Raw genomic sequence first — 17,524 nt, 5'->3', positions numbered from 1 at the left:
GGCGGTGAGGTGAGGCTAGGTGGCGCGGGTCTCACGGATCGCGACGGGGGCGCGGGTTGCTAGAATCCACGCGCCGGGCGGCGTGCCCGGGACCGTGCCAGGAGATTCCATGAGCGCTGAAGCGCACCGTTACGCCGTGTTCGGGCACCCGATCGCGCATTCGCTGTCCCCGGAGATCCACCAGGCCTTCGCCGCGCAACTGGGTATCCACTTGCGTTACGAGACCATCGACGTGCCCCCGGGGGAGTTCGAGGAAGCGGTTCGCCGGTTCTTCGCCGAGGGGGGCCTGGGCGCCAACGTGACGTTGCCGCACAAGGAAGCGGCCTTCGCCATGGCCGACGAACGCAGTGAAGCGGCACAGCGAGCCGGCGCGGCCAACACGCTCACCGCTCTGGTCGGCGGAAAGATCCAGGCGCACAACACCGACGGCAGCGGCTTCGTTCGTGACATCACCGAGCGTCACTCGCTCGACCTGCGCGGTCACGACGCCTTGCTGCTGGGTGCCGGCGGCGCCGCGAAGGCCGTCGCCTGGGCGCTGCTCGATGCCGGTGTGCAGACGCTGACCATCGTCAATCGCACGCCGGAACGTGCAGATGCGCTGGCCGATGCCATCGGCGAGCCTGCGCGCTGCCATACGCGTTACTGGGACGGGCTCGAGGGGGAATGCTTCGATCTCGTGGTCAATGCCACGTCCATCGGCATCCACGGCGGCACGTTCGATTTGCCGATGTCGCTCCTGCAGGACCACTCCACCTGCTACGACCTGTCCTACGGCGCGGCAGCGGCCAGCTTCAAGGGTTGGGCGACGGCGGCGGGTACGCGTTACTTCCGTGACGGCCTGGGCATGCTCGTGGAGCAGGCGGCCGATGCCTTCGAGCATTGGCATGGTCAGCGTCCCGACACCGATCCCGTCTACCAGACGCTGCGCCAGCGCCTCGGATGACCCTCGACTGCCGCGCCGGCTGCGGTGCCTGCTGTATCGCCCCATCGATCAGTTCACCGATCCCGGGCATGCCGCACGGCAAACCGGCCGGCGTGCGCTGCGTGCAACTCACGCACGACAACCGCTGCGCGATCTTCGGCCGGCCAGACCGGCCGAAGGTCTGCACCGGATTGAAACCCGAGGTGGCCATGTGCGGCGACGATCGCGACCATGCACTGGCCTGGCTCACCGCATTGGAGCGAGCCACGGTCGCGTAGTCTGCGTGGACCAGGAACACACGAACTACAAGGGGAGTGGACGATGTTCGTCTGGCGATTCTGGATATTCCTGTGGCTGGGACTGTCTTTCGCGACGCTTGGGCATGCTCGGGATCATGTGCCCATGGCAGGCGGCATCGACTGCCTGAGAGAGCAATACGACCCTTCCGTCCCGTCCAGTGGTTCGTTCCTTACGCTTCCGTTCTATCAACCCTCGGTCGATAGCTACACCATCGATGAGGTTGTCACCGATACGCCGATTCCTATCAGCAACAGCTTTACGCTGCACGACTCCTGGCGCACGCCTTCCGGCTCTCCCGTCATCCCCATAAAACACTGGCGCATGTCCGAATACACGGGACTGGCCATGGACGATCTCGAGGGCGGTCAACGGGGTCATATCGATCTTTACGCTAAATCGGGAGAGCAGATCATCGGCCGGCAGGCGGGTTGGTGGATGAACACGCAGAATGACGACACCGTTCTGGCGAATGGGTCATTGTCGACCAACCTCGGTTGCTGGTATCAGGGGCCGCCATATGCAAGGCTCTTTGCGAATCTTTCGCAGGTATTGGACGTGTCGTTCGATACCGGCGTGCATTACGTCACGGCGAGCGGTGGTGCCCATTCACAGGCTTACTTCCAATTGATCGTGAGTGATACGAGTGGCGGATGCGGCCAGAACTGCGCCTTCAGCATTTCCGTGGGGTATTTCGGACCGGACAAGGATGGAGCGACGCGCCAACTTACCATTCCTGACGATACCGGGACTACGAATTTACCTCTGACGGGCGCAGGCCTGGATGCACCCGACTGGGTAACCCGCATGCCTGACTCGATCCATTTCCAGGTAGGTACTTTCTCGCCGGACCACGTGCATTTCCGCATATCGCCCGATCAATTGATCATGATGCGTAACGATGTCGCCGGGACATTCGACGTTTACCGACAACTGTCGACGAACCCGCTGGACTACGCGATCACCCTCATCAACGTCAATGGTGAAGTCTACGACCCATGTAAAGCGGGCGTGCCCACGTGTACTGGATCATCCCCCAGCCAGCTTGGGATGACTGTCGGCAACCTGAGGGCGACGGCGACCGTACCGCACGAGGCGGTGGGCACGCCCAGCGCCATGGGCGGACCGTCGCCTTTACTCGTATTCCGTCACCCTGCCGGCGATCTGTTCGGGCTTTCGACGGATCTTGGGCCATCAGGCCCTTGGCGGGGTTCGATAGGGACGCAACGTACCGTGGACGATCCGGCGGCGACGGTGGGACAAGGCGCGCAAAGGGTCTACTTTCTCGATGCCGGGCACCACATCAACGAGACCTTTCGCGCGGGCGGTGCTTGGCAGACATGGGACATGACGACGGGCCTTAGCTTACCCGATGCATTCACTCCACCGCATGCATATACCGCTTCCGATGGGTCCGTGCGAATGTATTTCCGCGACGTCGTCGGTCACGTCCATGAAGTGCGACTAGGTTCTTCGGGTTGGATCGCTTCCGATCTCACCGCGCTGGCGGGCGCGGAAAATCTTCCTCCGGCCATCGGTAGCGCAGTGGGGTATCAGGCGGGCAATGCCGATCGGGTGGTGTATCGCGGAGTCGGCAACCAGCTCGTCGAGCTCTTCTTCTGGGATGGGCGTTGGCAGGCGTGGAACATGACGACGACGCCGGGCGCGGTTCCGGCGGCGACGGATCCACGCGCCTTCACGGACCCGCAGGGTGCGGCGAGGGTGCTCTACCGCGATATCAATGGAGCGCTTCACCAGTTACGCACGGAAACAACGGGCTGGCAGGACACCAACCTGACGAGCGTGGTGGGAGCGGTACCCGCATTGGGCTCGCCGATGGGACTGGGTGTAGGCAGCGGAATGGACGTGTTCTACGAAGGTATCGATCATCATCTGCACGTGCTGGCATGGTCCGATGGTCGATGGAGCCAGCAGGACATGAACGCCTTGGATGGAGCCGTGCCGATCGTCTCCGACCCCATCGGCTACGTAGGCGCGGACGGCGTGGCGCGAATCGACTACTTAGGTAGCGATAACCAGCTTCACGAATATTTCCGGCAAGGAAACTGGAAACACCGGGATTTCTAGAACAGACAGCGAGACGCCCTTTGGCTTGGGCCGACTCCTTCAGTTGATTGATAAAAACTATCACTCGTGGTGCATCAATCGATTTGTCATTCCCTCCGGTGACGTGGACACTGCTCGCATCACGAACAGGAATCCATCATGTCATCCATCTACGACCACCAGGTTCGCACCATCGACGGCAATGTCCTTTCGATGGATGCCTATCGCGGCAAGACCCTGCTGATCGTCAACGTCGCCTCGCGCTGCCAGTTCACCCCGCAGTACCAGGGACTCGAAGCGATGTACCAGCGCATGCGCGGGCAGGGACTGGAGATCCTCGGCTTTCCGTGCGACCAGTTCGGCAACCAGGAGCCGGGTGCCGAGGCCGAGATCAAGTCGTTCTGCGACCTCACCTATGGCGTGACCTTTCCGCTGTTCTCGAAAATCGAGGTCAACGGCGAAGGAACGCATCCGCTGTACGCCGCTCTGAAGCATGCTGCGCCAGGGATGCTCGGTGCCGAGGACATCAAGTGGAACTTCACCAAGTTCCTCGTCGACCGCTCGGGCGTGGTAATGAAGCGTTACGCGCCGGCATTCACGCCCGACTTCATTGAGCGGGACATCGCGGGTCAAGCCGTGATGGCGTGAGGCATCCGGGGCGGATGATGCAGCGTCAGCGGGTGCATGCGAAGAGCAGGAATAAGCCACTCTGTATTGATACGAGGTGACTGTGTGCTGGTACGCGCTCAGGATTTAGCGAACCGTATCACGCAAAGGATGGCGGTAAGACGCATGTCATGCGGAAGTAAGGGCGGTTACACGGGAATAGACGAACGTACGCGGCTAATCCTCCAGCAAGGTCCACCCGATGCCGTTCGCTCGCACCGCCCTCGCCACCGCTCTTGCCCTTTCGTTGTATGCCGGCCATGCGCTGGCGGATGAAGACATCGCTGCCGCCACGCCGGCCGCCACTGCGGACGGCCGCGACGCGAAACAGCTCGACGCCATTTCCGTTATTGCTCCGGGCGAGACGCGCCAGGTTCAGAGCATCGGCGTGGATGAGATCACGCGTCAGCAGACGCCGGGCAGCAGCGCGCTGAAGGCGCTGGACAAGCTGCCGGGCGTGCAATTCCAGGCGGCCGACCCGTGGGGCGCCTATGAATGGTCCACGCAGATCACGCTGCACGGCTTCGACCAGTCGCGCCTGGGCTTCACGCTCGACGGCATTCCGCTCGGCACGATGGGTTATGGCGTGACCAACGGTCTGCAAGTGACCCGCGCCATCACCTCGGAAAATATTGCGACCGTGGAACTCGCGCAGGGCGCGGGTGCGCTCGGCACGGCGTCGAATACCAATCTCGGCGGCACGGTGCAGTTCTACTCTGCCGATCCGGACATGAAGCCCGGCGTGCGCTTCAACCAGGTCATCGGTTCGGACTCCACGCAGCGCACCTTCGTGCGTGCCGATACGGGCGACCACGGTGGCTTTTCCATGTACGTGTCCTTCGCCCACGCCGATACGGACAAATGGAAAGGCTACGGCGACCAGAAGTCGAACCAGGCCAACCTCAAGGCCGTGTACCAGTGGGGCGACGGCAATCGCATCAGCCTCTTCGCGGATGGCAGCAAGCGCAAGGAATACGACTATATGGATCTCTCCCTGACCAGCCAGCGCGCGCTGGGCTGGGACTGGGATTACCTGCAGCCGGACTGGAACACGGCGGTCGGCATCGCCAATGCGCTCAACGGCAACGGTGCGTATCCCGCGGTACTGAACGCCCTGCCGGCCGACTACGGCAAGGGCGACGCGACCTACTACGCCGGCGGCGGCATTCGTCGTGACGGACTGGCGGGTCTGTCCGGTTCGTTCAACCTCGGCGGTGCGACGCTCGATGCCACTGGTTACTACCATGGTGACCGCGGCGAAGGTCAGTGGGCCACGCCGTACCAGGCGTCGTCGCCGACGGTGCCGCTGTCGATGCGCACCACCGACTATGGCCTGGATCGTGACGGCCTGACCTCCGCCCTGAAATTCCAGCTCGGCAACCATGACCTGGAAGTGGGCGTGTGGGGCGAGAATGCGAACAACCGCCAGGAGCGTAACTTCTTCACTCTGGACGGCCAGTACACCTCGCTGTACACGTTCTATAACGATCAGACGCCGTTCCTGCGCGCATTCCTGCAACACTACGAAACCAAGACGCGCATGGCGTATGCGGAGGACACGATCCATCTCCTCGACGATCAGCTCACCGTCAACTTCGGCGCGAAGTCGCTTCGCGTCACCACCGATGCCACGTCGCTGGTGCCGACGACGGCCTTCGCGCAGGGCAGCATGAAGGCGAGTAAGGGATTCCTGCCGCAGGCGGGTGCCGATTACCGCATCGACGCCAATCAGGACGTCTACGTCTCGTACGCCAAGAACATCGCCGCTTATGGCATCACGCCGTTCAGCACCTCGCAGGCGTCCTTCGATGCTGCGAAAAGCCGCCTGAAGCCGGAGGAATCGCAGACCTGGCAGGCTGGCTATCGCGCGCACGGTGAAACGTTCGAGGCGTCGGTCGGCGTGTTCTACACGCGCTTCGAGAATCGCCTGCTCGTGACGACGCCGTGCCCCGCCGTGGTCACCTGCGCGTCGTCGCTCAACAACGTCGGCGACGTAAAGAGTCGCGGTGCCGATCTTGCCTTCATCTGGAAACCGGTACGCGGTTTCAGCTGGCTCAACTCGTTCTCGTACAATCGTTCGCAGTACCAGGACGATTACCAGAACGCCGGTACGGTGCACACGGCGGACAAGGAAGTGGTGGGCGTGCCGAAGACGATGTTCTCCAGCTCGCTCAACTACGAGGTGGATGGTTGGCGCGCCAACCTCGAAGGCAAGTACACGGGTCGTCGCTACATCACCTATACCAACGACTCGTCGGTGCCATCGTATTGGGTCGTGGATGCCGGCCTCGCCTACGACTTCGGCGACATGTCCGGGTTCAAGGGAGTGAGCATCGGCTTCAACGTGACCAATCTGTTCGACAAGCGCTACTTCGCCTCGACCGGCACCAATGGCTACGTCGCCTCCGATCCGCTGGGCTACAACCAGACGCTCATGGCCGGCGCCCCGCGGCAGTATTTCGTGAACCTCAACGCCAAGTTCTGAGCAACTCGGTGGGAACTTGCTGGTGGGAGCCAGCCTGCTGGCGATAGGGGCTTGCTTCGCGGCTACACCGCTTCGTTGGCTCTTCGCCAGCAGGCTGGCTCCCACCAGTGCTCTGATTTTCGCCGCCACGGACTTGCAACAATCGAACGTCAAGATGGCGCGCCCGCCGGGGCCGCGCCGACAGGGGGCCGGCCTGGTCGCGGGCGCTCCCCCGGATATCCCCATGTCCAAGTTCGCTCTAACCGCGCGCTCCCGTCGCGTGATCGTTTCCCTTGCCGCCGTCGTTGTCGTTGCGTCGGCACTCACCGCCTATGCCTCGTTGCGCGTCCATCACGCCGACGCGCAATCATCGCCGTCAGGCACCTCTTCCGTCACACACACGGCTGACGACGGCGCGTCGAGCGGCGTGGATATCCTGCTCGGGCTCGCTCGCGACGCGACGCGTGAGGGCCGATTGGTCTCGCCTCAAGGCAATAACGCCTATGAGTACTATCTCAGCGTCATGCAGCTCGACCCGAGCAATGTGACCGCACAGGATGCGCTGCGCGAAACCTTGCCGTTCGCTTCGCAAGAGATCGAACGCCTGATCAACCGCCGCGATCTGGAAGAGGCGCGGCGCGAGATTGCACTGTTGCGCGACTATGACCCGACGAACTACACGCTGATCATCCTCGGCGCGAAGCTGGATGCGCAGCAACAGGTGGTCACGGTGGAAGACGAGGCGAAGGCTGACGCGATGCGTCAGCGAAACGGAAGCTCGGATTCACGTACCGGTAGGTGATTGCGGTAGATCCTTCGAGCAGGCATCCGACTGCGGCGCGCAGCCGGGGCCTGACCCCCAAGGAGTAATGGATGATGGACAAAAGGATTAGCGCGGTTCTTCTCACCCTCCTCGTGGCAGCACCGCTTGCTGCCAGCGCCCAGACCGGACGCCAGGGCGACAATGGATGGACGCCGCCAGGTGATTCGTCGGGAACGGTCATCGGTGCCGCCGGTGGCTGCGGCATCACCGACATGCCTGCGTTTGCGGCCGTGATTGCAACGAAGCCGACGCCCGCTCACTTCAGTGCCCTGTATAGCTGCGTGCAGCTCGTGCTGCCGGGCGACAAGGCAAGCATGGAAATGCGCCTCGACAACAGTCGCTACTTCGCCGAGCTCGATTCCGTCGGCCGCATCGTGGGTGGCTCGTTCCGCTGAGCCCCATCGCCGGCCGACGAAGGCCGGCGTCAACATCAAAAGGATATTGATCATGCGCAAGACGCTTTGCACGCTCGCTCTTACCCTGCTCGTCGCCACGCCGTTCGCTGCCAGCGCCACTACCGGCAACGGGTTCGCTTCCGCCCAGTCCACCACCGCCAGTTGCAGTGTCGTCAATCTGTTCGCATTCCAGGTGTTCATCGCCTTGAAGCCGACCGTCGCGATGTTCCGCCACGTCTACCCTTGTGTGGCGCTCGTCCTGCCCGGCGACGTGTCGACCCGGGAGATGCGTTCGGACAACAGCCGCTACTTCGCCGAGCTCGACGCATACGGCCGGATCGTCGGCGGCTCGTTCCACTAAACCGACGAAGCGCCGGGCAGGGCGCTTCTTTCCGCAAGGCCATGCCTGGGGTGCGAATAGGCGATAATGCCGTTCGCAGTCCCAGGCAAGGAGCCTTCCATGAATCGTTTCCATCCCCTCGTCTTCGTCGCCGTCCTCGGCGCGGCGCTCGCAAGCGCCTGCCAGACGGCGCCACCCGCCGCGCCGAAGCCCGTGGCCGGGTTCGTCACCGACATGAAGGCGTTCGATGCCTTCATCGCGACCAGGCCGACGCCCGAGCAGTTCCGCGCCACCTACCCCGACGTCATGCTGGTCACGCCTGACATGATGACCACGAGGGAAATGCGCCAGAACAACAGCCGTTACTTTCCCAAGTTCGACGCCGAAGGCCGTATCGTCGGCGGCTCGTTCATGTAGGCCGTCACCGCCATGTCCAACCCCATCCGGCCCTTCAAGGGCATCGTTCCGCGCCTCGGTGCGCGCGTCTATGTCGATCCCGCCGCCACCGTGATCGGCGACGTCGAGCTGGGCGACGACGTGTCCGTGTGGCCCGGCGCGGTGCTGCGCGGCGACGTTCACCACATTCGCATCGGGGCGCGCAGCAATGTGCAGGATGGGGCCATCGTCCACGTCACCCACGACGGCCCGTACACGCCCGGCGGCTTTCCCACGCTCATCGGTGCCGATGTCACCATCGGCCACGGCGCAGTGATCCACGCCTGCACGATCGAGGACGCCTGCTTGATCGGTATGCATGCCACCGTGCTGGACGGCGCAGTGGTGCGGAAGCATGGCTTCGTCGGCGCGGGCGCTCTCGTGCCCCCAGGCAAGATCGTGGGTGAACGGGAGCTGTGGCTGGGCAATCCCGCGACCCTGGTGCGTACGCTGTCCGACCGACAGGTCGAGCAGCTTTTCTACTCCGCCGCGAACTACGTGCGGCTCAAGGGCGACTACCTCGCCTGACGGCGAGCGCCCGTGCTGCACCCCGGCTTGATTTGCCCTCGCCGGGGCACCACGCTGATCGCCTGACAGGAGATCGACGATGGACACCACGACCAACCCCCTTCTCGACACGGGCGACCTGCCGGCGTTCTCGGCAATCCGGCCCGAGCACGTCGAACCGGCTATCGACACGCTGATCGCCAGCCAGCGGGAAGGCATTGCGCGGATCGCCGCGCCCGGCGCGGAGCGCGACTTCGAGCACGTCATGCTTGCCCAGGAGCGACTGGATCAGGCGCTCTCCCGGAGCTGGTCGCCCGTGAGCCACCTGCATTCGGTGGCCGACTCGGAAGCCTTGCGCAAGGCGCACGGCAATGCGGAAGAGAAGCTCACGGATCTCGGCATCGAGATCGGCCAGAACCGCGACCTCTATGCCGCCGTGCAGGCCGTAGCCGACCGTCCGGACTTCGCCGCCATGCCCGCCGCTGCCCGTGCCGCCGTGGAGCATGCGCTGCGTGACTTCCGCCTCTCCGGCGTGGCGCTGGAGGAGCCGGCGCGGAGCCGCTTCCGCGAAATCGGCGTCGAGCTGTCCCGATTGACCACCGAATTTTCCAACGCGGTGCTCGACGCCACCGAGGCGTGGCACAAGCACATCACCGACGAGCGCGATCTCGTCGGTATCCCCGTGTCGGGGCGCGCCGTGCTGCGAGAATACGCACGCGAGGAAAAGCTCGACGGTTACCTCGTGACCTTGAAGCAGCCCAGCGTGCAGGCCGTGCTCACGTATGCGGAGAACCGCGATCTGCGCGAAGCCGTGTACTACGCCTATCAAACCCGCGCCTCCGACCAGGGCCCCGACAAGGGCAAGTTCGACAACTCCGAGCGCATCGAAAAGATCGTGGCCCTGCGCCATGAGGCGGCGCAGTTGCTCGGTTTCCGCAACGCGGCCGAGGAATCGCTGGCGACGAAGATGGCGGGGTCGCCCGATACCGTGCTGGCGTTCCTGCGCGATCTCGCTTCTCGGGCCAAGCCGGTCGCACGCAAGGAACTGGAGGAGCTGCGCCGGTTCGCGACGGAAGAACTGAAAATCGACAATCTGGAACCGTGGGACGTGGCCTTCGCCGCGGAGCGCCTGCGCCAGCAGCGCTATGCGATCGACGAGGAGCAGATCAAGCCGTACTTCCCCGCGTCCGCCGCCATCGATGGCCTGTTCATGGTTGTGGAGCGCCTCTACGGCATCCATTTCTCGCCGCGCGACGACGTCGATACCTGGCACAAGGACGTCACCTATTACGACCTGAAAAATGCCGACGGCACCGTCTTCGCAGGCGCCTACCTCGACCTGTACGCCCGTTCCGGCAAGCGCGGCGGCGCGTGGATGGACGTGTGCGCCGACCGTTTCCGCGATGGCGACCACCTGCAGCGCCCGGTGGCTTTCCTGACCTGCAATTTCCCGCCGCCGACCGATGGCGTGCCGGCGTTGCTCACCCATGACGACGTACTGACCCTGTTCCACGAATTCGGCCACGGCCTGCACCACATGCTGACGGAGGTGGACATTCCGTCCGTCGGCGGGATCGATGGCGTGGAATGGGACGCAGTGGAGCTGCCCAGCCAGTTCATGGAGAACTTCGCCTGGGACCGCGACGCCTTGCGCTCGTTTGCCCGTCATCACGAGACCGGCGAGCCCCTGCCCGACGAGCTCTATCAGCGCATGCTCGACGCCCGCCATTTCCATGCCGGGCTGTTCCTCGTACGCCAGCTCGAATTCGCCCTGTTCGATTTCCGGCTGCATCTCGAGTACGACCCGGCGCAGGGTGCCCGTGCGCTGGATGTGCTGGAACGGGTTCGCCACGAGGTCGCGGTGCTCCACCCGCCAGCATGGCAGCGCTTCCCGCACGCATTCACTCATATCTTCGCGGGCGGCTACTCGGCGGGCTACTACAGCTACCTCTGGGCCGAGGTGCTGTCGGCGGACGCGTTCGAGGCATTCGAGGAAGCCGGCGTACTCGACCGCACCACGGGCGAGCGTTTCCGGCGCGAAGTGCTGGCCGTGGGCGCGACCCGCCCGGCGCTGGAGTCGTTCAAGGCGTTCCGCGGCCGTGAGCCGCGCCCGGATGCCTTGCTGAAGAGCTACGGCCTCGCCTGACACGAGACCGGCCGCGCGGCGACGGACGCCGCGCGGCGTCCTTTAGTGTCCTTTACAATGGCGCGATGAAGATCGCGTCGTGGAACGTCAATTCGCTCAAGGTCCGTCTGCCCCACCTCCAGCAATGGCTGGGCGAGGCGCAGCCGGACATCCTCGCGCTGCAGGAAACCAAGCTCACCGACGACAAGTTCCCCGTCGACGAAATCGCCGCCATGGGTTACCGGTCCGTGTTCTCCGGGCAGAAGACCTACAATGGCGTTGCCATTCTCGCTCGCGAGCAGCCGGCAGACACGGTGACCGACATCGACGGCCTCGACGATCCGCAGCGACGCATTCTGGCCGCCACGGTCGGCGACGTGCGTGTGGTGAATCTCTACGTCGTCAACGGCAAGGCGCTGGGCGACGAGAAGTACGCCTATAAGCTGCATTGGCTGTCGAAGGTGCGCGACTTCCTGGCGAACGAGATGGCGCGGCATCCGAAGCTCGTGGTGCTCGGCGATTTCAACATCTGCCGTGACGATCGCGATGTCTACGATCCCGTCGGATGGGGCGAGGACATCTTCTGTTCGCCGCCTGAACGTGCGGCCCTGCAGTCGATGCTGGATCTCGGGCTTCACGACAGTTTTCGTCTTTTCACCGAAGATGCAGGCCATTTCAGCTGGTGGGATTACCGCCAGGCGGCGTTCCGCCGCAACATGGGCCTGCGGATCGACCTCATCTTGATCAGCGATGCGCTCAAATCGGTCGCAACCTCGTCGATCATCGACAAGGCGCCGCGCAAGTGGGAGCAGCCGTCCGACCACGCGCCAGTCGCGCTGGAGTTGAACCTTTGAATACACCCAAGTCCGAATGGCCGAGTTCCCTCGACGACAAGGAACTCGAAGAACTCGATACCTATCTCCGCGCACACAGCGGCGAGGGTGACCTCATGCTCGATGGCGTGCATGGCCTGCTCTCGGCCGTGGCCATCGGGCCGCTCGAAGTGAAGCCGGAGGAATGGTTGCACGAGGTGCTTCACGACGCGTTCGGCGACGAAGACGAGGGCAATCGCGTCCTTGCGCTGCTCGCCAAGCTCAACGATTCCATCAGTGCCGAACTCGACGTGGACGCCTACGAGCCGATCCTCGGCGAAGTGGACACCGAGGAAGGCCCGCTGCTTTCGGCGGCGGGCTGGTGCGAAGGCTTCAGCCGCGGCATCGACATGCGCGCGCAGCTTTGGGAAACCCGGCTCGCCGAAGATCCGACGCTGATGCAGTTGCTCGGCCCGATCATGGCCTTGGCGGTCGACGAAGGCGTGCTCCAGGCGGATGCCGAGTTCGAGAAGCTCACCGATGAGGAATACGACGAATGCCTGGGCCAGTTGCCCGAGGTGCTCAATGCGGTCGGCGACTACTGGCGTGAAAACCCGCCCACGGAAGACGAGCTGAAGGCGCTCGCCCGCCGCCCGCGCAGCGAAGGCGAGGAAGGGCCGCCGCGGCAGCGTTCCGGCCACTGGGTGCATTGATTCGGTAAGCGCGTCGCGCGGCGACGCCGCACCGACAGCGGCGCCAGCGCACGAACGAAACAGATCGTTCTCGCCGCGGGCCTTGGCTGGCGCCTGGCAAGACGGCATCGTGTGGGCATCAAAGGAGCCCACCATGACCACTCAACGCCACATCACCCGCCGCGTTCGCGGCATGGACACCGCCGACGGCGCCGGGGTGAAGCTCAAGCGCGTCATCGGCCAGCCGGCATTGGACATGCTGGACCCGTTCCTCCTGTTGGATGAATTCCGTTCCGACCAGCCCGGCGATTACATCGAAGGGTTTCCCGAGCATCCGCATCGCGGCTTCGAGACCGTGACCTACATGCTCGCCGGTCGCATGCAGCATGGCGACAACCACGGCAATCGCGGCGACCTGGGCCCAGGCAGCGTGCAATGGATGACCGCTGGCCGCGGCATTCTCCATTCGGAAATGCCGCAGCAGGAAGCCGGCCTCATGTGGGGCTTCCAGTTGTGGGTGAACCTGCCCGCCGCCGACAAGATGGTCGCGCCGCGCTACCAGGACATTCCGCCGACGGACATCCCGGTCGTGCAGCCTGCCGAGGGCGTCATGGTGCGTGTCATCGCCGGTGAGCTGGCCGGGGCAACCGGCCCCGTCGCCGGCATCAGCACCGCGCCGGTGTATCTCGATGTGTCCTTGGACGCGGGCGCCAGCGTCGAACTCGACCTGCCGGAAGGCCACAGCGCGTTCGCCTACGTGTTCGACGGCGAAGCGGCTACGGTCGGCGGAGAAACGCTGGCGCGCAGCGAACTGGGCGTGCTGTCGAAAGGCGAGACACTGCGCCTTTCGGCAGACACGCCTGCCCGTGTCCTCGTCGTCGCAGGTCGGCCGTTGTCCGAACCGGTGGCGCGCTACGGCCCGTTCGTGATGAACACGCCCGCGCAGATCCACGAAGCCATCGCCGACTTCCGCGCCGGCAAGTTCTGACGTTCGAACGCTGAGGCGAGCGGTGCGCCTTGTCAGTGCCTCCCCGCTCGCCGTAGGCTCCACGGATGTCCCGACAAAAGCATGCGTTTCTCTTCGATCTCGACGGCACGCTCGTCGACAGCGTCTATCAGCACGTCCTTGCCTGGAAAGAATCGCTCGACATGGAGGGCATCGACCTCTCCGTCTGGCGCATCCATCGCAAGATCGGCATGAGCGGCGGGTTGTTTACGGACATCCTGCTGCGCGAGACGGGGACCGAGATCACGCCGGACCGGATCGATCGCCTGCGCCAGAACCACGCCGCGGCCTACGGTCGACTGGCCCAGGCCGGTGCGGTGAAGCCCTTGCCCGGTGCGGTCGAACTGCTCGCCTGGCTGACCGATGCCCGGATTCCCTGGGCCATCGCCACGTCGGGGCGGATGGAAACGGCGTCGCACAATATCGCCGCGCTCGGCGTGGACCCGAACAAGGTGCCCGTGGTCACCCGCGACCAGGTACGCCATGCCAAGCCCGATCCCGACCTGTTCGTGACCGCCGCGGAGCGGCTGGGCACGGATATCCGCGATGCCATGGTCATCGGCGACGCGATCTGGGACATGCTCGCTGCCCAGCGGGCCCGTGCGCTCGGGATCGGCCTGCTGTCAGGCGGCTATGGGGAAAACGAGCTGGAACGCGCGGGCGCCTATCGCGTGTTCGAGGACCCGGCCGACCTGCTCCGCCATATCGACGAAGTCGCGGCGCGAAGCTGAACGGATTCAACAAGTTCCCGTCGGCGTTTAGCTGCCGGACGGGTCGGGGTCCGTAGGATCGGTGCCCTAAGCTTCGCCAGGATTTCACTTGCCATGCGCTTTCTGCTCACTGTTGTCCCGCTGACCACGGCCTTCATCATCGCGGCCTGCACTCACTCTGAGCCGTCCGCCCCGCCCAGCGAACCCGCGGCCGCCTCGACGGCAGCCTCCCCCGCGCCCGGCAAGACGGCGCCCGCCAATCCCACCCTCGGTTCGCCCGAATGGTTCGCCTGGGTGGACAAGACGCTGGCGGTCAGCGACGACGGGCACGGCCCGCGTCCGGGTACCGATGAGTGGAATCAGGCCGTGAATCGGAAGCTCGGCGAGGAGGCGCCGCAAGCGGCGCCCGGCTCGGCCGAATGGCAGCAGGCGGTGGACGCCCTGCTGCGTACACGCGTCGCGACGCACTGACGATCGCGACGCGCGCGCCTACTTAACCGGTGCGTTGATCTGGGTACGGTCCTTCGCCAGCTTGATCTCGCCCGAGGGTAGCGACAGGACGAGTCCACCCGGCGGCGACACCGGCTGGGTGATGGTGAGGGTGGCCACGCCGTTTCGGGCCTTCAACGTGTAACCCAGGCGACCGTACGGCGTGCGCAGATCGCGAATCGCGATACCGTCGCCGTCCAGCCACTCGGGCTGCACGCCAGCGGCCAGCACCATGGCGCCATCCGCCGCGCGATCGTAGGCAAACATGTCGAGCGCCGAACGCACGTAGTCGGAGGCGATCCAGGCGTGCGGCATGTCGCCGACGAAACGCGGCTCGCGAGGATCGCGTCCCACCACTTCTGCCCACTGGTTCCAGGCGGCGGGTCGCCGGTCCGCGAAGAAGAACTCCACGAGCTGACCGAGGCGGTCGCGCCAGCCCAGGCGGATGAAGCTCGCGATGGTCCGCACCTCGTAGGGCGTGTAGTCCTTCCACGCCGTCTTGCCATCGCGGCGTGCGACGAAACCTTTCCAATACGTCTCGAACGTGCGGTCGAGCAGCGCCTTGGGCAGCCGTGCCTGCTCGCCGCCCGGCGACAATGCGATCGTGGTGGACGTGGCATCGAAGTCGCCGAGCTCGGCCGAGCCCGGAATGAAATCGATGCCCTTGTTCTTCACCGCGGCGGTGATGGACGCGTGCAGATCGTGCCGGAACGTGTCGCGCGATGCGGCGAAGCGTGTGGCGTCGTCGGTCTCTTCGAGCGCTTGCGCGAGCAGCACGGCATCGTCGTAGCCCTTGAGCGCCCAGAAATCGTCCCAGTACGAATGCATCGGCTTCGCGGAATAGCCTTCGTGGCTGATCGATGCCGGCATCAGGCCATAGAGCGCGCTATCCGGTCCACTCAAGCGCGAAGGCTGGCGCTCGCTTGCGCGCAACGTGTCCATATACGCCACGGCCTTGCGCACGTGTGGATAGAGCGACGCGAGCGTGGCGCGGTCGTGCGTATAACGCCAAAGCTCTGCCACGCTGAAGACGAGGTCGCCTTGGCTGTCGTTTTCGGGCACGGGATCGGAGCCGCGCGCATCCACGCAGCACGGTACCTTGCCGTTGGAGAACTGGTGCGGCGCGTACCAGCGGATGAAGTCGCCCGCGACGTCTTCGTGTCCGGTACGCAGCAAGCCCTCGAGCATCATCGCGCCGTCGCGCACCCAGGTGCGCGAATACGAGCGAGTACCTGGCTGCAAGGCCGGACCGTCACGCGAGATGAGGATGTGCGCGATGCCGCTCTTCATCGTGTCCACGATGGGCTGCGCCACGGTGGGCACGCGCACCGTCACGCGATCGAGCTTGTCGCGCCAGACCGCGGCTACGGCGTCCTCGTGCGCGGAAAGCCATGCGGCCGCCTTGGGCGGCATCGCGATCTCGTCGGTCCGCTCCACGGGCACCACGACCCCCAGCTCTACGTGCCCGTGCGCCGGTACGTGGAGGTCGTAAAGCAACGCGCCCTGCGCGTAGCCTGCGCCATCGTGCAGCGTCGTCGCGGTTGGACGCTCGCCTGCATCCAGTCGCTCGGCCAAGGCGGTCGGACGGTCAGCGCTTGCGACGAAGGCACTGGTGCGTTGCAAGGGAATGATCTGCCGCGCGCCATTGACCGTCAGCGCCTTGCCGTCCCAGGCAAGATCGTCGATACGGCTTGTTCCCCCGGGCGCGTTGAGGAACTGCGTGGGCGGATTCACCTGGAACGGACGCGCCGCGAGTGCAAGCGTGACGTCGCGGGATGCATCGCTATCGTTATCGACGCGGTAGCGGATTACGAGACGCGACTTGCCCGGATAGCCTTCGGCGAACGCAGTCGATGTCAGCGAGATCCCGTCGGTGCGCCACTGCACGGAAGGTATCGGCAGGTAACGCTCGCGCAGGGTCTGCGTCGTGCGGACGTCGGCCCAGGTCACCAGTTTGCCGCGATCGATGAGGAACGGCTCGATCGAGAACTGGCCGCGCGACACCTCCACGGCGCCGTCCTCTGAGATGAGCGCGGAGTCGCGGCTGCCGCCATCGACGCCGACAATCGTCCAATAGGATTGCTCACCTGAGAAACCCCGCGGATAGAGTCCGCGTCGCACTTGTTTCGCTCGGGTCTCGAACACGGCATTGGGTGTCGGCGGTGGCGTAGGCACTGCCTCGGGTTTGCGGGACACAAGACGCAGATTGTCGAAGCACACGTCGCCCTGGTTCGCGGGCATCGGCTGGTCGGCCGTCGTGACGGCGGAGCGACCGGCCGGCGCTTCCTTGTAGATCACGAACTCCACCTCGCGCGTATGGCGCAAGTGGCGGTCGTGCGTCGGTCCCCAGGCGAATTCCACTTGCCGGCTGGTGGCTTCGATCGTGCGCCACGCGTCGGTCGGTACGAACGACGGCTGCTGGTACCACCACACGTTGTCGCCCGTGTCGTCGATCAATTTCACCTGCAACGTATTCGGCGGCATGTGGCCACGCACGTCGAAGCTGAGCGCGAAGCCGTCGGGAAAATCGATGGGCAGCGTACGACGCAGGGCCGCCGCGCCGGACACGCCGTTGAAGTCGTAGCGGAGGCAGACGGCCTGACCCGAGGTGCCGGGCGCCATGTGCAGCGTGGCCACCACGTCGTCGGTGTGCGTGGCCTGCCAGCCTTCGGAGGCGTCGAAGGTGTCGAGCACGGTAGCGCAAGCGGGGCCGGCGATGCCGAGCAGCACGAGGCAGGCAGCGCGCAAGCGCGCGACGGGAAATCGATTCATGG

General features: G+C 64.7%; 17 protein-coding genes. 16 read left to right on the top strand and 1 reads right to left on the bottom strand.

The features are described from left to right. Nucleotides 1-109 precede the first annotated feature (109 nt). The 16 genes from aroE to BT115_RS14580 all read left to right on the top strand — a co-directional run bounded on the left by aroE (nt 110) and on the right by BT115_RS14580 (nt 14,732). Nucleotides 110-943, top strand: a complete 834-nt coding sequence (gene aroE, locus BT115_RS14655) for a shikimate dehydrogenase (protein WP_072323368.1) — start codon at nt 110-112, stop codon at nt 941-943. Beyond that, nucleotides 940-1,200 carry a YkgJ family cysteine cluster protein gene (locus tag BT115_RS14650; RefSeq protein WP_072323367.1) on the top strand — a complete coding sequence of 87 codons (261 nt, stop codon included), beginning with the start codon at nt 940-942 and terminating at the stop codon, nt 1,198-1,200. Before aroE ends, BT115_RS14650 begins: the two co-directional genes overlap by 4 nt. Before the next feature lie 43 nt (nt 1,201-1,243). Beyond that, nucleotides 1,244-3,307, top strand: coding sequence for a hypothetical protein (locus BT115_RS14645; RefSeq protein WP_072323366.1), 2,064 nt, complete (start codon nt 1,244-1,246; stop codon nt 3,305-3,307). A gap of 138 nt (nt 3,308-3,445) precedes the next feature. Further along, nucleotides 3,446-3,934 carry a glutathione peroxidase gene (locus BT115_RS14640; protein WP_072323365.1) on the top strand — a complete coding sequence of 163 codons (489 nt, stop codon included), beginning with the start codon at nt 3,446-3,448 and terminating at the stop codon, nt 3,932-3,934. 220 nt (nt 3,935-4,154) lie between these two features. Beyond that, nucleotides 4,155-6,437 carry a TonB-dependent receptor gene (locus BT115_RS14635; protein ID WP_072323364.1) on the top strand — a complete coding sequence of 761 codons (2,283 nt, stop codon included), beginning with the start codon at nt 4,155-4,157 and terminating at the stop codon, nt 6,435-6,437. Between the two features lie 16 nt (nt 6,438-6,453). After that, nucleotides 6,454-7,218, top strand: coding sequence for a hypothetical protein (locus BT115_RS14630; RefSeq protein WP_255369445.1), 765 nt, complete (start codon nt 6,454-6,456; stop codon nt 7,216-7,218). A 71-nt stretch (nt 7,219-7,289) separates the two neighbouring features. Then, nucleotides 7,290-7,634, top strand: a complete 345-nt coding sequence (locus tag BT115_RS14625; RefSeq protein ID WP_072323362.1) for a hypothetical protein — start codon at nt 7,290-7,292, stop codon at nt 7,632-7,634. A gap of 52 nt (nt 7,635-7,686) precedes the next feature. Further along, on the top strand, nt 7,687-7,995 hold the full coding sequence (locus tag BT115_RS14620; RefSeq protein ID WP_083527501.1) for a hypothetical protein: 309 nt from the start codon (nt 7,687-7,689) through the stop codon (nt 7,993-7,995). Between the two features lie 99 nt (nt 7,996-8,094). After that, complete coding sequence (locus tag BT115_RS14615) at nt 8,095-8,391, top strand: hypothetical protein (protein WP_072323360.1); 297 nt, start codon at nt 8,095-8,097, stop codon at nt 8,389-8,391. Between the two features lie 12 nt (nt 8,392-8,403). Then, entirely contained in the window at nt 8,404-8,937 is a 534-nt protein-coding gene (locus BT115_RS14610; protein ID WP_072323359.1) for a gamma carbonic anhydrase family protein, read from the top strand. Between the two features lie 79 nt (nt 8,938-9,016). Then, nucleotides 9,017-11,062, top strand: a complete 2,046-nt coding sequence (locus BT115_RS14605) for a M3 family metallopeptidase (protein WP_072323358.1) — start codon at nt 9,017-9,019, stop codon at nt 11,060-11,062. 65 nt (nt 11,063-11,127) lie between these two features. Next, nucleotides 11,128-11,895 (top strand): exodeoxyribonuclease III, encoded by a 768-nt coding sequence (gene xth, locus BT115_RS14600; RefSeq protein ID WP_072323357.1) that lies wholly within the window; start codon nt 11,128-11,130, stop codon nt 11,893-11,895. Further along, nucleotides 11,892-12,566, top strand: a complete 675-nt coding sequence (locus BT115_RS14595) for a YecA/YgfB family protein (protein ID WP_072323356.1) — start codon at nt 11,892-11,894, stop codon at nt 12,564-12,566. Before xth ends, BT115_RS14595 begins: the two co-directional genes overlap by 4 nt. A gap of 133 nt (nt 12,567-12,699) precedes the next feature. Further along, complete coding sequence (locus tag BT115_RS14590; RefSeq protein ID WP_072323355.1) at nt 12,700-13,533, top strand: pirin family protein; 834 nt, start codon at nt 12,700-12,702, stop codon at nt 13,531-13,533. A 65-nt stretch (nt 13,534-13,598) separates the two neighbouring features. Continuing rightward, the gene (locus BT115_RS14585; protein WP_072323354.1) at nt 13,599-14,282 is read left to right on the top strand and encodes an HAD family hydrolase; all 684 of its coding nucleotides are present in this window, start codon (nt 13,599-13,601) and stop codon (nt 14,280-14,282) included. Between the two features lie 93 nt (nt 14,283-14,375). Next, nucleotides 14,376-14,732: a hypothetical protein gene (locus BT115_RS14580; RefSeq protein WP_072323353.1), complete on the top strand. Its 357-nt coding sequence runs from the start codon at nt 14,376-14,378 to the stop codon at nt 14,730-14,732. A gap of 18 nt (nt 14,733-14,750) precedes the next feature. Here BT115_RS14580 and BT115_RS14575 read toward each other — a convergent pair whose 3' ends face one another. Then, entirely contained in the window at nt 14,751-17,522 is a 2,772-nt protein-coding gene (locus tag BT115_RS14575) for a discoidin domain-containing protein (protein ID WP_072323352.1), read from the bottom strand. Between the last annotated feature and the right edge of the window lie 2 nt (nt 17,523-17,524).

This window comes from Luteibacter sp. UNCMF366Tsu5.1, from assembly GCF_900119235.1.
In the GTDB taxonomy this organism is placed as follows: domain Bacteria; phylum Pseudomonadota; class Gammaproteobacteria; order Xanthomonadales; family Rhodanobacteraceae; genus Luteibacter; species Luteibacter flocculans.
This window is presented reverse-complemented; position numbering and strand designations above follow the sequence as displayed.

Excerpts from the sequence above, each read along its gene's own strand:
- aroE (WP_072323368.1), top strand. The coding sequence starts at position 110 with ATGAGCGCTGAAGCGCACCGTTACGCCGTGTTCGGGCACCCGATCGCG.
- BT115_RS14625 (WP_072323362.1), top strand. The coding sequence starts at position 7,290 with ATGATGGACAAAAGGATTAGCGCGGTTCTTCTCACCCTCCTCGTGGCA.
- BT115_RS14650 (WP_072323367.1), top strand. The coding sequence starts at position 940 with ATGACCCTCGACTGCCGCGCCGGCTGCGGTGCCTGCTGTATCGCCCCA.
- BT115_RS14615 (WP_072323360.1), top strand. The coding sequence starts at position 8,095 with ATGAATCGTTTCCATCCCCTCGTCTTCGTCGCCGTCCTCGGCGCGGCG.
- BT115_RS14620 (WP_083527501.1), top strand. The coding sequence starts at position 7,687 with ATGCGCAAGACGCTTTGCACGCTCGCTCTTACCCTGCTCGTCGCCACG.
- BT115_RS14590 (WP_072323355.1), top strand. The coding sequence starts at position 12,700 with ATGACCACTCAACGCCACATCACCCGCCGCGTTCGCGGCATGGACACC.
- BT115_RS14585 (WP_072323354.1), top strand. The coding sequence starts at position 13,599 with ATGTCCCGACAAAAGCATGCGTTTCTCTTCGATCTCGACGGCACGCTC.
- BT115_RS14640 (WP_072323365.1), top strand. The coding sequence starts at position 3,446 with ATGTCATCCATCTACGACCACCAGGTTCGCACCATCGACGGCAATGTC.
- BT115_RS14605 (WP_072323358.1), top strand. The coding sequence starts at position 9,017 with ATGGACACCACGACCAACCCCCTTCTCGACACGGGCGACCTGCCGGCG.
- BT115_RS14610 (WP_072323359.1), top strand. The coding sequence starts at position 8,404 with ATGTCCAACCCCATCCGGCCCTTCAAGGGCATCGTTCCGCGCCTCGGT.
- BT115_RS14645 (WP_072323366.1), top strand. The coding sequence starts at position 1,244 with ATGTTCGTCTGGCGATTCTGGATATTCCTGTGGCTGGGACTGTCTTTC.
- BT115_RS14580 (WP_072323353.1), top strand. The coding sequence starts at position 14,376 with ATGCGCTTTCTGCTCACTGTTGTCCCGCTGACCACGGCCTTCATCATC.
- BT115_RS14635 (WP_072323364.1), top strand. The coding sequence starts at position 4,155 with ATGCCGTTCGCTCGCACCGCCCTCGCCACCGCTCTTGCCCTTTCGTTG.
- xth (WP_072323357.1), top strand. The coding sequence starts at position 11,128 with ATGAAGATCGCGTCGTGGAACGTCAATTCGCTCAAGGTCCGTCTGCCC.
- BT115_RS14575 (WP_072323352.1), bottom strand. The coding sequence starts at position 17,522 with ATGAATCGATTTCCCGTCGCGCGCTTGCGCGCTGCCTGCCTCGTGCTG.